Below are 14,887 nucleotides of genomic sequence, written 5' to 3'. Positions count from 1 at the left end.
CATATTAAAAGCAAAAACGCGGCTATAAGTAGCCGCGCTGTTTATTACTATTGCCCAGTACTTACAACGGGTTTAGTAATAACCTCTACTGGCTCCGCTGTACCATTTAACAAATACTTATCTAACCACTGTTCTTGTTCCCACAATACATGTAATAAGCTTTTACGCGCACTGTAACCATGTGCTTCATAAGGGAGCATTACTAAGCGGGCATCTTTACCTAAACCTTTAAGCGCTGCGTACATGCGCTCACTTTGCATTGGGAAGGTTCCTGAATTAGGATCTTCTTGACCGTGGATCATTAGCATTGGCTCATTGATTTTTTCAGCGTGAAAAAACGGCGACATATTAGCGTACACACTTTGTGCTTGCCAAAAATCACGCTCTTCTCCTTGAAAACCAAACGGCGTTAATGTGCGGTTATACGCGCCACTGCGGGCAATACCTGTTTTAAATAAATCGCTATGAGCCAATAAGTTAGCAACCATAAATGCACCGTATGAGTGCCCTGCTATGGCAATTTTATCTTTATCGGCAATGCCTTTTTTAACCAATACATCAACAGCTGCTTGCGCACTTGATACTAACTGCTTTCTAAAGTTATCGTTTGGCTCGCTGCCATCAATACCCACTATTGGCATTTTAGGGTCGTCAAACACGGCAATCCCTTTAGCAAGATAAGGCATTGGCCCCCAATAACCAATGTAGGTAAATGCATAAGGCGATTCGCGTACTTGTGATGCTACGGCTTTATCTTTGTATTCAAGTGGGTAAGCCCACATAAGTACCGGTAACGGGCCTTGTGTTTTATCGTACCCTGGTGGTAAATAAAGCGTGCCCGAAAGCTCAACACCGTCGTCGCGTTTATAACGTAATTGCTCTTTAGTTACGCCTTTAAATGCAGGGTACGGGTGCTCAAATGTCGTTAATTGCGTTAGCGTGTCGTTATCTAAATCACGTATAAAAAAGTTAGGTTGCTCAGTTTTAGATTCGCGAATAGTAATAAATCGCTCACCTTCGTCGTCAAGCAGAGCGCGTACACGCTCGTAGTATGGCGCTTCTGATTGCCATAAACGCTTGCTGCTATTTGTTTTAACATCGTATTGGTCTAAAAACGGGATATTACCTTGCTCTGAAGCTCCATTACCGCGCAGGTAAATATAACGCCCGCCTACAATTTTAATTACGTTTGCGCCTAAATCGTTGCGCTCGTAAATAGCATTACCAGGGTCTTTATACGCGTCGTTGTAACTACGCTCTGAAAATAAAACGCGGTTTCTGTCGGCATTTCGAGGTTGTACAACAAAGGTGCGTACTTGGCGATCGCTAAAGCGCCAGTCTGTCAGCATTGCTACGTTTTCGTTGCCCCACTCCATTCCCGCATAACGGCGTTCTACTTTGGCAAATAATTTAGGCTCGCGTTTAAAGGGTGCACGTAAGCTGTAAACATAATCATGATGCTCAACGTCGGTTTTCATGTCGCCGCCATCTTGTGCCTGCGCCCAAATTACTTCAGCGCCTTGATCGGCTCGCCATTCAAAATCGCGGCGGCCAGTGCGTACACTGTCGTAACCTTGTGGAATACTATCGGCAAGTGGCTGTTTTGCCAGCTCTGCTAACGCATAGCCGCGCATGCCCCATATTTGCCACGTGCTTGCAAAGCGGCTGTAAGGCACTTGATACGAAAACGGCTCATTAATACCGGCTACTAAAATATTGGTAGAATCAGGTGACACCGAAAACGATTTAAATAAAGAAGGGCTACCTATTGCTTGAGTCTTGCCATCAAGCGTTACGTAAGCCAGCTGCCCTTGGCCGTAAAACTTAAATTGTGCTTCATCAAACGGGCTTGTTAATAAATTTTGATAAGTACGTGCTGGTGCTTTTTCACCAGTACTTTGTTGAATAACAGGCACTACATTTTGGCTGTTATTTTCAAGCCTTGGTTTACCAAAATTAACAGCGAGATTTGCAACAATGGCGCTGCTATCTGGCAGCCATTTATATGGTGAGGCAGTTAGTACCGAATTTAACGCAGCACTAGTTAACTCTTTTGCTTGTTTGGTTTCAACGCTGTAAAGCCATAAGTTGGCTTGGGTTGGTTGCTCAACAACAAAGGCTAAATATTGACTGTTAGATGACCACTTAGGAGAGCGAATAATGCCATTAGGTAAGTTATTAATACTGATAACTGACCCGCTTTGAACATGCTTTAGCTCCACGGCACTAAATTTGGCACTCACACGAGAGCGCGAAAAATTAGCGGGGTTTAGCTTAATACCAGCAAGCTTAAGCTCTTCTTTTGCAAGTTCATCAAGGGTTACTACACGTTTGCGTTCAAAAAGCGCTAGCCACTGGCCATCGCTCGATAAGTAACTAGTGGGTGCTAACTTAGCGTCAACCAATGCTGCAAGTTCGGGTGAAGGGGTTTGATAGCCCTGCTCAGCGTAACTTGTTGGCACCAATGCCGCACAACAAATAAAGGCAACTAACAGCCTAAAAGCGCTCATGTTTTTATCCTTTTGTTATTTTTTACTCTTATAGGCGTATATAAACACGTTTTGCTTTGTTCATAAAGTATTAAGGTAAGTTAAACACCTCTAAAAGATGACTTAATAGTGCTGATTAAGCTAAACTACAGCGCTATTTATTCACCACTGCGGTACTTAAAATACAATGCATAACAAAGCCAAATCAGTCACTATTTTTGATGTTGCAGAGCGTGCTGGTGTATCAAAATCAACCGTATCGCTGGTACTTACCCAAAGCGATAAAGTGGGCAATAAAAGTAAACAAAAAATACTCAAAGCGATTGATGAGCTAGGGTACGTTTATAATCGTGATGCTGCTGCTATGCGCTCAAAGCGCTCAAATTTAGTGGCCATAGTAATAAACGATTTAACTAACCCAGCTATGGCACACCTTGCTACCAGCCTACAACTTTTGTTAAACGACAATGGCCTACAAGCCATGATTGTAAGCAGTAATAATAGCCTTGAGCTACAAGCAAACGCAGTTAAAAACTTAAAAGAATACAACGCTGCTGCATTTATTATTTGCCCCGTTGCAAATACTTGCCCCAAATGGCTTGATACGCTCAGCGCGCAACACAAAGTAATTACCGTAATGAGCGAAGTGCCTTTTAGCGCAGCTCCTTGTGTATTACCCGACTATAAAAAAGCCAGCCACGTAGCCAGTATGCATCTGCTCTCACAAGGCGTGACAAACATTGTATTTATAGGCAGTGAACTTACTTTAAGTGATTCACAAGCACTACAAAGTGGCTTTAATACCGCTTGCGCGCAGCACAGCATTACACCATTAGCACCCATTCACTGCGCAGTAAACACAGCCCTTAGCGCTAAAAATGCATTTATAGAAGCATATAAACACAACCCAACATTAAACGCAGTGGTGTGTGCAAACGATATTATTGCTCAAGGTGTTATTGCTGCTATTAACTCATTAACACATCACTGTATTAAAGTGGTGAGCTGCCACCATATTCCTAATAGCGCGGTTATAAATGATCACTTAACCACTGTGGCTATAAGTACAACTGATATAGCCAAGCGGTGTCTTTTAATACTGCAAGAGCTACTACAAAATACAGCCCCGCCAGTAAAAACACTGGTAAATGTAAACTTACAAATTAGAGATTCTAGCCAATGAAAAAAGTGCTGGTAATTGGCTACGTATGGCCAGAGCCAAATTCGTCTGCTGCGGGAACGCACATGATGTCGTTATTAAATGCATTTAGAGCGCAAAGCTGGGACGTTGAATTTGCAACGCCCGCGCAGCGCACCGACCACATGGCAAACCTTGACGACTTCGGCATAACCAGTCAAAGCATTGCACTAAACTGCGACAGCTTTGACGAATACCTTAAAGCCTATAACCCAGATATAGTCATGTTTGACCGTTTTATGATGGAAGAACAATTTGGCTGGCGCGTCGATAAACACTGCCCACAAGCCATTAAAATTTTAGATACCGAAGATTTACAATGTCTGCGTAACGCTCGCCACGAAGCGTTTAAAGGTGAGCGTGAATTTACAACCAGCGATTTACACTCAGACATAGCAAAACGCGAAATTGCCGCTATTTTACGCTGCGACCTAAGCTTAATTATTTCAAGTTATGAAATGAGCCTGCTAAATAGCGTATTTAAAATAGAGCCAAGTTTATTACACCATTTACCGTTTATGGTTGATTTAAGCTCACTGCCTACAAGTACAAAAACGTTTGAGCAGCGCCAGCACTTTATGACCATAGGTAACTTTAGACACGCGCCAAACTGGGATGCTGTACTTTACTTACAAAAAATATGGCCACTTATTCGCAAGCAACTCCCAAAAGCAGAACTACATATTTATGGCTCTTACCCACCACCAAAAGCCACGGCACTAAATAACCCTAAAACAGGGTTTTTAATAAAAGGCTGGGCCGATAATGCGTTTGATGTAATGCAAAGCGCACGCGTATGTTTAGCACCACTGCGTTTTGGTGCAGGCATTAAAGGTAAATTGCTTGAAGCCATGATTATGCAAACACCCAGCGTTACCACCAATATTGGCGCAGAAGGCATGCATAACGATTTACCATGGCCGGGTAAAATAGCCAACACCGCCGATGACTTTGCCAATGCTGCCATTGAAATGTACACCAATCAAAGTGACTTTGAGAAAGCGCAGCAAGATGGTAACGCACTCCTTAATACGCTGTACAACAAAGCACAATTGAGCGCTGCGTTAATTAAAAAAGTCGATTCAATAAGTAGTGATTTAAACGCTCATCGCGAAAAAAACTTCACAGGCCAAATGCTCAAACATCATACAATGCGCAGCACTCAATACATGTCGCAATGGATAGCTGAAAAAAATAAAAAATTAGATTAAAAATGACTAGACACGCACCAATTAGTGTTTAAAATCGCGCCCATCAAACGTGGGCATTTTTAGCTGTATTGTCTATATTTTTAGCTTAGTTATCGCAATATTTGGTCCAAAAAGATTTGAAAACTGCAACCTTTACAGAAAAACGCAAATTTATCGTTAAATTGGGTAAAATGCTTCACAAATATGGTACGCCTGCTTACCGCCTAGAAGCCCACCTCATGGAAGTGGCTACATACTTAGGACTTAAATCGTCGTTTGTTATGTCGCCAACCTCTGTAACGTTTGTTATTTGGACCGACGGCCACGAAGACGAGTACACCCATGTTGCTCGTGTAGACCCTGGCGATCACGATTTAGGTTCACTTGCCGACACCGACGATCTTGTAAATCAAATGCTTGACGACAAGCTAAGTTTACAAGAAGTTGACGCCCAGCTAGATGCTATCTACGACATGCCAAACCCATACAATAAACTTGTTACGGGCGTTGCCTTTGCAACTTCTGGTGGTGCGTTTGCAATGTTAATGGGTACTAGCTGGACTGATGTTATTTGGTCATCGCTTCTTACTTTGGTTGTTTATGTGTTTGTGCTTTGGTCTGGACGCTCAAAACGCGTAGCCCATATGCTTGAGCCATTGGTAGCCATAATATCAGCCATACTTGCATGTGCAGTAAGCGTGTATATAACGCCTGAAATAAACATACGCTTAGTGGTACTTTCGGCCATTATTGTATTTATACCTGGTTTAGCCCTTGCACTTGGTTTGGCAGAGCTTGCAGCACGGCATTTAGTATCGGGTACGGCAAGAGTCATGGACTCGTTTATGCTGTTATTTAAACTGTATTTTGGCGGTTTTATTGGCATAGGTATTGGCTTTGCACTCTTTGGGCAAGCTGACTTTGTACAACCTGAACCATTACCAAAGTGGACAGCATGGCTGGCTATATTTTTACTTTGTAGCAGCTTAATCGTTATTTTTAGAACCAAACTTAAGCACGCTGTGTGGTCTATAGCATCAGGCTTTATAGCGTATGGCACCAGTATTGGCTCGGCTATGTACCTTGATTACACATTAGGTACGTTTGTGGGTGCTTTATCGGTGGGTATTTTTAGTAACTTGTTTAACCGCGTTGCTAATGCGCCGGCCTCTATTGTTGCCATGCAAGGTTTAATTGTATTAGTACCAGGTAGCAAAACCTATATTGGCTTAAACTCACTCATTGAAGGCCAAGACTTTGTATATGCAGAGCACATCGGCCAGCAAACGTTTTTAATATTTATGTCGCTTGTTGCAGGACTAATATTTGCAAACGTAGCCCTACCGCCTAAAAAGAGTTTGTAACTGATACTGAGCACTCGCTTTACTTTGATTGAGTAAAGCGAGTACTTAATTTTAAGTATTACATTGCACTTGAGTCAAACTCAAAAACCTCATAATGATTCCAGCGTAAAAACAGTTCGCCGCTTTCTAAATACAGATTTATATCATCACTTGATGGATAACAAAAATCATTCCAGTGATCACAAAAAATTAGCCAAGGAAGGGTTAATGCTGTTTCTTGATCCCAACAAATTGTTACTGTTTGCGAATCATTCACTAAGCTTATTAACCATTGGCGGGTTAATTCATTTCCTTCTGTGGAGTCGAATCTTTTTGCGCCAACAGGAAAATTAATGGGAGTGGTGGCAATTAATGCTCTTGCTTGCTCTTCACCCAACGGAGTAAGTTTGCTTAATGTATCTTTAGAAAAATCACCGTGGGATGCGCTAATCCATCGCCATGCTAAAGAAAAGTCTTCAATTTTAATCAACACTCTATACCTACTTTTACAAACACTTAATTGACTCTACAACACTATTACAACGCTCTAAATACCCCATTAATTTTGGGCCTTCGGGGTAGTCAGAGCAATTGCCTATTATAAGGCCTGCAACTTTACCTGCGGGTTCTATTTCTACGTCCATGTATGATGCAAACATAGCGTTGTTTTTGGTTTTGGACCACGTAAAGTGATAGTGAGTATTGTGTGTACTAAGAAATTTACGATCTGGTTTATTAAACTTACTGGTTGTTGCTGTCAGAAACGTATTTTTGTTCTTAACAGTAATTTCTGCGCCGCTTATAGCCCAAGAGAATGGCCACTCTCTTGCAATTTCGGTCGAAACCTCACATTCGCCAAGTGAATTAACCTTATCTAAATCAGAAATTATATTTGCGTATTCACTGGTGCGTAAACTGCTTTGCTGAGCTTGAATAAGCCATAAAACAGCCAGCGACAGTAAAACCGATTTCCATTTCATTATTGCTCCGTTCCCTCTATGAAGTAGAGGTATTTTATGCGTATTTTTATTAATTTAATGATAAACCATATATGATTTTCTATTTTGGTTCAATCACTTACAAACAGCAGCCTTAGCTTATTAATAATAAAAGATGATAGTGAGGATTATTACTTGGCACTTCCCTATCGAGATATAACACTCAATAGGGAAGTAACTTACTTAGCGTGACCAGTTAGTTTTGGCAAGCTCAACAATCTCATTTCCTTTGCCATTTATTAACGCCTTCATCATGTAAACACTAAAGCCTTTTGCTTGCTCTAATTTGATTTGCGGTGGCATTGAAAGCTCTTGTTTTGCAGTATCGACTTCTAAAACAACAGGTCCTGAGTGGTTCATCATCTCATTCATTGCCGATGGTAATTTTTCAGGGTCGTCCACATGAATCCCTTTTAAACCACAGGCCTGTGCAATGTTAGCAAAGCTTGGGTTTTCTAAATCGGTATCGCCTGATAAAAATCCACTGGCTTTCATTTCCATAGCCACAAAACTAAGTGAGCGATTATTATAAACAACAATCTTTATTGGTAAATTAAGCTGCTTAAGCGAGATTAAGTCCCCCATTAACATCGAAAAGCCACCATCACCACACATTGCAATAACTTGGCGGTCTCTATCTACAGATTGAACCCCCATTGCCTGCGACATCGCATTTGCCATAGAGCCGTGGTTAAACGAGCCTATTAAACGGCGCTTACCATTCATTGATAAATAACGCGCAGCCCATACTGTTGGTGTACCTACATCACAAGTAAACACAGCATCATCGGCTGCTTGCTCGTTGAGTAAACGCGTTAGGTATTGCGGGTGAATTAAATTTTGCGAGGTTTTACCGCTGGCTAGTTCATCGAGATCTTGTCGCGACTCTTTGTAATTTTTAACACTTTTTTCTAAGTGCGAACTTGTCCGTTCACCTTTAATATAACCAAGCAGTGAGGTCACTGAGTTTTTGGTATCCCCTAGTACGCCACAGTCAATTTGCACGTGTCGCCCGAGTGAAGCAGCCTGATTATCAATTTGCAATATGGTGGTATTTTCAGGATAAAAAGCACGATAAGGAAAACTAGTACCAATCATTAATAACGTATCGGCTTCTTGCATTGCATGATAGCCAGACGCAAAGCCAATAAAACCGGTCATACCCACATCGTAAGGGTTATCGTATTCAATAAATTCTTTACCGCGCATGGCGTGCACAATCGGTGCTTGTAATTTTTCAGCTAGCGCAACAATTTCGTCGTGGGCATCTTTACAACCTGCACCACATAATAAGGTTACTTTTTTACTTTTATTAAGGTGAGTCGCCATTGCTTCAATATCTGGTAAAGCGGGAGTATACGTTGCAGGTTTTGGCACGTTCCATTTTGGCTTAATAGCCTTTGGCATATCTTTTAATGCAATATCACCAGGTAGCACAAGTACACTTACGCCTTTGTTTAGTATTGCTTGTCGCATTGCGGTTTCTAGCAGGTACGGCATTTGCTCGGGGCTCGACACCATTTCACAATACACACTGCATTCTTTAAATAATTCTTGCGGGTGGGTTTCTTGAAAATAACTACTGCCAATTTCAGATGAAGGAATATGTGCGGCAATAGCTAATACCGGAACATTATTACGCTGACAATCAAATAAGCCATTAATTAAATGAAGGTTACCTGGCCCGCAAGAACCCGCACACACCGCAAGCTCCCCTGATAAATGCGCTTCGCCACCGGCTGCAAATGCGGCAACTTCTTCATGTCGCGTTCCTAGCCATTCAATTGTTCCCATTTTTCGCAGACTTTCACTAATGCCGTTAAGTGAATCGCCAGTTACTCCCCAAATACGTTTTACGCCCGCTTGTTCAAGGGTTTTAGTAATAAAACTTGCGATATTTTGACTCATAATATAGAACTCCTAAATATTCAGTTATTCTGTAAATTGATTTTTCGTCTCTGCTCTATCAAGTAAGTCATCGTTTCGAAATGCGCTCAATTATTGAGAATCGATTAGCTTAAATATTTTGATAATGATAGATATATTGCTACTGAGACTTTACTAACAAACGATACTCCTAGGTTTGCTGCGCCCCCATTCTGATACATAAAACATGAATGTCCGCTTTAAAGTGTTTATGAATATGCGAGTGCGAGATTTTTAGTGGCTTAACTATGAATATGTTATTATGCGCTCAATTATTTTACTGAATGCTTTTCTCTTACTTCTATGTCAAATTCTGCTTCGTGCTTTACATTATTTTCTCAAAATATTGATTCTCTCGCGCTTCCTGAAAAGTTTACTTTCCCTTTTTATTACGAGCCGCAACCATTAGCTGTAGCAGCCACAAAACAATTACAGCAACAACTTGAAACGTTAACGCATTTAAAAGCAGAAAATGCCGGTAAAATGTTTGGGGTTTTAGTGGTGCAAAATACTAAGCAACAATTAGGCTTTTTAAGTGCTTATTCGGGGCAAATTGAAGACGATAAGGGCAATATTAGCTTTGTACCGCCAGTTTCTAGCATGCAGCTGCAGGACGATAGCTATTTGACTCAAAGTAAAATAATTAACGATATTAATGCTCAAATTGAGCAATTAGAAAATAGCGAACAACTGCATGAAGTTAATAGCAAACTTGATGATGCAACACAAAGCTACCAGCAAGCACTATTAGCCCAACAGGCATTAATGCAAGCTGGTCGCCAGCAACGTAAAATACAACGTACCGAAGGCGAATTAGAGCTTAGCGAAAGTGATTTTGAGCAGTTAAAAAATAAGCTTGCAGGGCAAAGTATCGTAGAAAAAAAGCAACTGCTGGCACTTAAATCCTATTGGCAAAATATAATCGAGTCACTGCAGCAAACACACATCAATATTTCTGATGAAATTGCTCATTTAAAAAAGCGCCGTAAAACGCTTTCTAAAAACTTACAAAAAAATTATTTGCGCAGTACCAATTTTTAAATGCAAATGGAGAAACTACAGACTTAAATGCCATATTCGCAGCATTACCTGAGCACACTCCTCCTTCGGGTGCTGGCGATTGCGCAGCGCCTAAATTATTACAATACGCCTATAAGCATGGTTTAAAACCACTTGCTATGGCAGAGTTTTGGTGGGGAGCAGCACCTAAATCAGCAATCAGGCAGCATAAAAACTACTACCCTTCTTGTTACAGTAAATGCCAACCAATACTTGGGCACATGCTAAAGGGCTTAAACGTTGAAGATAACCCGCTACTTATCAACCCAGCTCAGGGTAAAGATTTAAGTATTGTTTACAAAGATGACGACTTACTTGTGGTAAATAAGCCCGCTGAGTTTTTATCAGTGCCTGGCGTTAATATTGATGACTCAGTTTATATGCGAATCAAAACGCAGTTTCCAGAGGCATCAGGCCCGCTAATTGTACACAGATTAGATATGTCGACTTCTGGATTATTGATGATCGCACTTAATAAACGCGTGCACAAAGCACTGCAAAAGCAGTTTATTGAACGCACCATAGATAAACGTTATGTCGCATTAGTTAATGGTAACGTAGCTGAGGATAGCGGAGTAATTGATTTACCCTTAGTGCTCGACTTTGATGATAAACCGCGCCAAATGGTGTGTTACACACACGGTAAGCCATCACTTACTACCTGGCAGGTTTTAGAGCGTAACAACAATATTACCCGATTACAGTTATACCCTAAAACAGGGCGAACTCATCAATTAAGAGTCCATTGTGCGCACAGTTTAGGTTTAAACATGCCAATTATAGGCGACACACATTACGGGCAAAAAGCCGATAGATTACATTTACATGCAGAATACTTAGCATTTACTCACCCAATTACACTTAAGCGATTAGAGTTTGAAGTAGCCGCAGATTTTTAATAAAAACACATAACTGCAGAGGCTATATTATACAATGTGTTGGTTTTTATTAATTAAATTGATATCGTTTATGGTCTTATTTTTTCAATAATGAGTATAAAAAACTGTTCAAGCCCAAGTTTATTAAGCAATGTAGAAAAGTATTTCCTAATAAAAATAAGTCAGCAAAGGATTAACATGACTAACAATACACAAATAAAGGTTTTAGGTAATACTTTATGGGCAAAGTATATTGTTCTCCTTTTATTTTTACTTTTAAGTAAGCTTGCCTCAGCTAACGGCGACTCATTAAGTGCAACTTTACATGCGCTAGACTTTGACACGACTCAAGTCCTGATCAACAACATAAAACTGAATGAATTAGACTATCTTCAAAATGAAGACAAACTCACTCAAGCGTTTAAAATAAGCAAAGAGCAAAATTGGGAAAACCTTCATCTAGAAGCGGCCGCTTTGTATGCGGAGTTACTTTTTAGACAAGAAAAATATGAAGCGTTAAACACACACTTATCCTATTACTTAAAGAACAAAGAGTTACCAAATCAAAAAAGTGTATATTTATTATTTCTCGAATCACAACTCAAGTCTCTAGCTAGGGAGCCAAACCCAGCTCCAGCACACACGCTAGCCACAAAATTAGAAGAGAGCTTGCAACAGCATTCAACTAAAGAAAAAATCATTATTTTACGAGCACTTGCTTACTATTACACCGATACAGATTCATTGAAAAAGACCCTAAATGTTGCTCTAGAGGGGCTAGAACTAGCATTAAAAGATGATGATTCAGCATCTCAAGGATACTTTTTTAGAAAAATAGCCGATGCATACAATTATCTAAACGAAAAAGACAAAGCCGTATATTATGCAAAAAAAGCGGTTGCTGCATATGAGCAAACACAAGATGGGCTTTTTACCTCAAAAGCATATTGGAGCTTAGGCAATGTATTGCTCGAGATAAAAAAACCTAAAGATGCCTTAATATACCTAGACAAAGCATTGCTCTATTTCAAAAAAGTTAATATGCAAAAAGGCTTAACCTTTGCTCAGTACTCAATTGCCAGTATTGAGTACTTACAAGCAAATTACGATAAAGCTTTAACTCTAACTAAAGAAAACATTGAGCTTGCTCGTTCTGCAGGTGTTCACGACATGCAACTCGCATCGCTCATTTTGTTAGCTGACATATATATAAAACTAGATTTACTCGAGAGAGCAAATGAAGCAAACGATGAGGTGTTTTTAAAATTAGATAAATTCAGCCGCAGTATTTATAAAGCCGATTTTTTAGGTAAACGCTATGAGCTAAAGCGACGCCTTAACTACACTGACGAGGCTTTTGAAGCAATTGAACAAAAGCTCCTTTATACAAAAAAACACTACGAAGCTACCAGTGAAAATAATATAAAAACACTACAGGTGCAGTTTGAAGTAAAAGAAAAAGAAGAAAAAATACAGCAACTAGAGTACGCAAAAGACATTAGTGAACTACAAGCTAAAGAAGAGTACCAACAAAAAATAATTTGGCGACTTAGCGCTGCTATTGCATTTATTTTAGTGATTGCTTCATTATTTTTATTTTATCGGCAAGCTCGACAACGTCAAAAATATCACGATATTTCATTAACAGATTATCTAACAAATTGCCCTAATCGCAGAGGAATAATGCGCGCAGCAGAAGCAAAGCTTGGTGAAGGTAAAATGACGATAGCGATTATTGACTTAGACTACTTTAAAAAAGTTAACGACCATTTTGGTCACGATGTTGGAGATTTAGTTCTTATTGCCTTTGCAAAAGCTGCAAAAGAAACACTATGTAATGATCATCAGTTTGGTCGTTACGGCGGCGAAGAATGGTTATTTGCACTAAATACGGTTGATGAACGAATAATTCGCGATATATTTAACCGACTCGCCATTAGCTTCGCCGAGCATTGCAGTAATATAGAAGACTTTCCTAGTGATACAAAAATCACCTTTAGTGCAGGGGCCTCTGTAAGTGGCCCTTTAAAAAGCACACTAGATGTTCTTATTAAGCATGCAGATAAATTACTTTATAAAGCAAAAGAAAACGGAAGAAACCAAGTCGTTGTTGATTAAATAAGCACAGCTAAAAGTATTGGCTCATTTACTTGACTAAAGTCCGTCTAAAACCATTTGTTTAATTTTATGTGCTTTTACAAAATGATCTAATTTATGGGTGTGTATCCACCAAGTAGCAGCTTCCATAAGTAGCTCTGGGTCGTCGTTTTTATTAGCAAAAAATGCATAAAAAGAAAGCCCTACATTTTCGCCTTTAGCTGCTATTTTTTTATCGCACACGGTAATTATTTTTGCTCTTAGTTCTTCCCTCATACATACCTTATTTAATTATATTTTTACTATTAAAATACGCCATTTAAAACGCTAACGATTAGCTGTAAAAGGCTTCTATCAACCAAGCCATGATTCTCAAGCTTTTTATTAGGCGTATTTACTTTTGCAGCTTTGCATTCATTATCTAATATCTCATTTTTACGTATATCGGTTTCGTATGCAATATCTGCTTGTTCCATACATTTTGCCGAGCCTGCGTAAGGCTGTGCCGCACAAGCGCTTAGTAATAAAAAAAGTGGAATTGCTATCAATAATTGCTTCATAACTAATCCTATTTTTACGCAACTTATTTACTTTAAATTACAGCTGCAAGTTAGCCTATTTACTTTCTACCACCATTACAAAAAATTCAAAAAAGAACGTACCTATAGCATCAAAAAAAGTGTCATTTTTTTCATCCTTTTTAATTTGTGCGCTAATGCATTGATTATAAACTTCTGAGCTTGTTTGAGCGCCATTTCGATCAACCGTTTCAGCCTCTTCAATGCATAAGTTAGGGTCAGAACGTGGGGCTGTACTACATGCACTCAGTAAAGCGCACAGCAATAATGCGGCGATGGGGCTTTTTATGTTCATCCTTAAACTATCCTATTAAGTTAACGTGCTACCTGTATTTATACCGATTGGTATTATATGTGGGAGTAATACATATAGATTGTACCTAAATAATGTTGCTACTTTATCACTACAATAAAATAAACAACCAGTAAATATTTGTAAGGTTCTGTAGGAATTTATACTCCTTTTATAATTGAACTACGTAAAATCCTGAAATTATTGCATTCATATCACTGTAAAATTTACAGTGATAGCAGCCCAAAAATAAAAATCAAAATAAAAGCAATAAAATACATCAACTTAACATTTGGCATTTAGTTTGCTAGTTAGTGATATAAGCAAATAAATTGTAAAAGGACTAGTTATGAATATTTTTGAAGCACTACGTCATGACCATGACAAACAACGAGAATTAGTAGATGCGCTCATTCAAACGCACGGCGACACAGAGCAGCGCCACACGCTAATGGACGAGCTAAAAACAGAACTAGAACAACACGCAAAATTTGAAGAACGTTACTTTTACAACCCACTTATGTTTGATGACTTAACTCATGAAAAAGCGCGCCACAGCGTAGCTGAACATCACGAAATTGATGAATTAATTGAACAACTTGAAGATACCGAAATGAGCTCGTCTGCATGGTTAGTTGCAGCTAAAAAACTGCATCATTTAGTACATCATCATTTAAGCGAAGAAGAACACGAAGTATTTCAATTAGCGGGTAAAGCACTAACCGAAGGGCAAAAACAAAGCTTGGCAAAGCAGTATAACGATGCAATGCACTAATACTTTTTATTTGTGAGTAACTTTACTCACAAATAATTGAACCACCTTATATACACTCCCTTGT

General features: G+C 39.5%; 12 protein-coding genes and 1 pseudogene. 6 read left to right on the top strand and 7 right to left on the bottom strand.

The window, feature by feature from the left end; genetic code table 11:
- Window positions 1–47: 47 nt before the first annotated feature.
- The gene (locus tag P20429_RS13900) at window positions 48–2,510 is read right to left on the bottom strand and encodes a prolyl oligopeptidase family serine peptidase (protein WP_007581800.1); all 2,463 of its coding nucleotides are present in this window, start codon (window positions 2,508–2,510) and stop codon (window positions 48–50) included.
- A 166-nt stretch (window positions 2,511–2,676) separates the two neighbouring features.
- On the opposite strand from P20429_RS13900, the gene P20429_RS13905 reads away from it, so the two are divergent.
- The 3 genes from P20429_RS13905 to P20429_RS13915 all read left to right on the top strand — a co-directional run bounded on the left by P20429_RS13905 (window position 2,677) and on the right by P20429_RS13915 (window position 6,241).
- Entirely contained in the window at window positions 2,677–3,672 is a 996-nt protein-coding gene (locus P20429_RS13905) for a LacI family DNA-binding transcriptional regulator (RefSeq protein WP_007581798.1), read from the top strand.
- The gene (locus P20429_RS13910) at window positions 3,669–4,898 is read left to right on the top strand and encodes a glycosyltransferase (protein WP_007581796.1); all 1,230 of its coding nucleotides are present in this window, start codon (window positions 3,669–3,671) and stop codon (window positions 4,896–4,898) included. Before P20429_RS13905 ends, P20429_RS13910 begins: the two co-directional genes overlap by 4 nt.
- A gap of 116 nt (window positions 4,899–5,014) precedes the next feature.
- Complete coding sequence (locus P20429_RS13915; protein WP_081473427.1) at window positions 5,015–6,241, top strand: threonine/serine exporter ThrE family protein; 1,227 nt, start codon at window positions 5,015–5,017, stop codon at window positions 6,239–6,241.
- 58 nt (window positions 6,242–6,299) lie between these two features.
- Here the strand turns inward: P20429_RS13915 and P20429_RS13920 are convergent, their stop codons facing one another.
- From P20429_RS13920 to poxB, 3 genes are all read right to left on the bottom strand, one after another.
- Complete coding sequence (locus P20429_RS13920) at window positions 6,300–6,713, bottom strand: hypothetical protein (RefSeq protein ID WP_237715147.1); 414 nt, start codon at window positions 6,711–6,713, stop codon at window positions 6,300–6,302.
- Window positions 6,714–6,726: 13 nt separating this feature from the next.
- Window positions 6,727–7,200, bottom strand: a complete 474-nt coding sequence (locus P20429_RS13925; protein WP_007581791.1) for a hypothetical protein — start codon at window positions 7,198–7,200, stop codon at window positions 6,727–6,729.
- A 201-nt stretch (window positions 7,201–7,401) separates the two neighbouring features.
- On the bottom strand, window positions 7,402–9,126 hold the full coding sequence (gene poxB, locus P20429_RS13930; RefSeq protein WP_007581789.1) for a ubiquinone-dependent pyruvate dehydrogenase: 1,725 nt from the start codon (window positions 9,124–9,126) through the stop codon (window positions 7,402–7,404).
- 321 nt (window positions 9,127–9,447) lie between these two features.
- On the opposite strand from poxB, the pseudogene P20429_RS20565 reads away from it, so the two are divergent.
- Both P20429_RS20565 and P20429_RS13935 read left to right on the top strand, forming a co-directional pair.
- A pseudogene (locus P20429_RS20565) lies at window positions 9,448–11,102 on the top strand (pseudouridine synthase).
- Between the two features lie 177 nt (window positions 11,103–11,279).
- Window positions 11,280–13,199 (top strand): GGDEF domain-containing protein, encoded by a 1,920-nt coding sequence (locus P20429_RS13935; RefSeq protein WP_007581783.1) that lies wholly within the window; start codon window positions 11,280–11,282, stop codon window positions 13,197–13,199.
- Window positions 13,200–13,235: 36 nt separating this feature from the next.
- On the opposite strand, the gene P20429_RS13940 is transcribed toward P20429_RS13935, so the two are convergent.
- From P20429_RS13940 to P20429_RS13950, 3 genes are read right to left on the bottom strand one after another with little or no spacing between them, the layout of a single operon-like run.
- Window positions 13,236–13,454: a DUF6500 family protein gene (locus P20429_RS13940; RefSeq protein ID WP_007377212.1), complete on the bottom strand. Its 219-nt coding sequence runs from the start codon at window positions 13,452–13,454 to the stop codon at window positions 13,236–13,238.
- 29 nt (window positions 13,455–13,483) lie between these two features.
- Window positions 13,484–13,738, bottom strand: a complete 255-nt coding sequence (locus P20429_RS13945) for a hypothetical protein (RefSeq protein WP_007581780.1) — start codon at window positions 13,736–13,738, stop codon at window positions 13,484–13,486.
- A gap of 55 nt (window positions 13,739–13,793) precedes the next feature.
- Window positions 13,794–14,051: a hypothetical protein gene (locus P20429_RS13950; RefSeq protein WP_007581778.1), complete on the bottom strand. Its 258-nt coding sequence runs from the start codon at window positions 14,049–14,051 to the stop codon at window positions 13,794–13,796.
- 346 nt (window positions 14,052–14,397) lie between these two features.
- Here P20429_RS13950 and P20429_RS13955 point away from each other — a divergent pair, with 346 nt between their 5' ends.
- Window positions 14,398–14,823, top strand: coding sequence for a hemerythrin domain-containing protein (locus P20429_RS13955; protein WP_007581776.1), 426 nt, complete (start codon window positions 14,398–14,400; stop codon window positions 14,821–14,823).
- The last annotated feature ends 64 nt before the right edge of the window (window positions 14,824–14,887 follow it).

This window comes from Pseudoalteromonas sp. BSi20429 (genome assembly GCF_000238895.1).
In the GTDB taxonomy this organism is placed as follows: domain Bacteria; phylum Pseudomonadota; class Gammaproteobacteria; order Enterobacterales; family Alteromonadaceae; genus Pseudoalteromonas; species Pseudoalteromonas arctica.
Note: the sequence above shows the minus strand (reverse complement) of the source record. Positions and strands in the feature narration are given on the sequence as shown.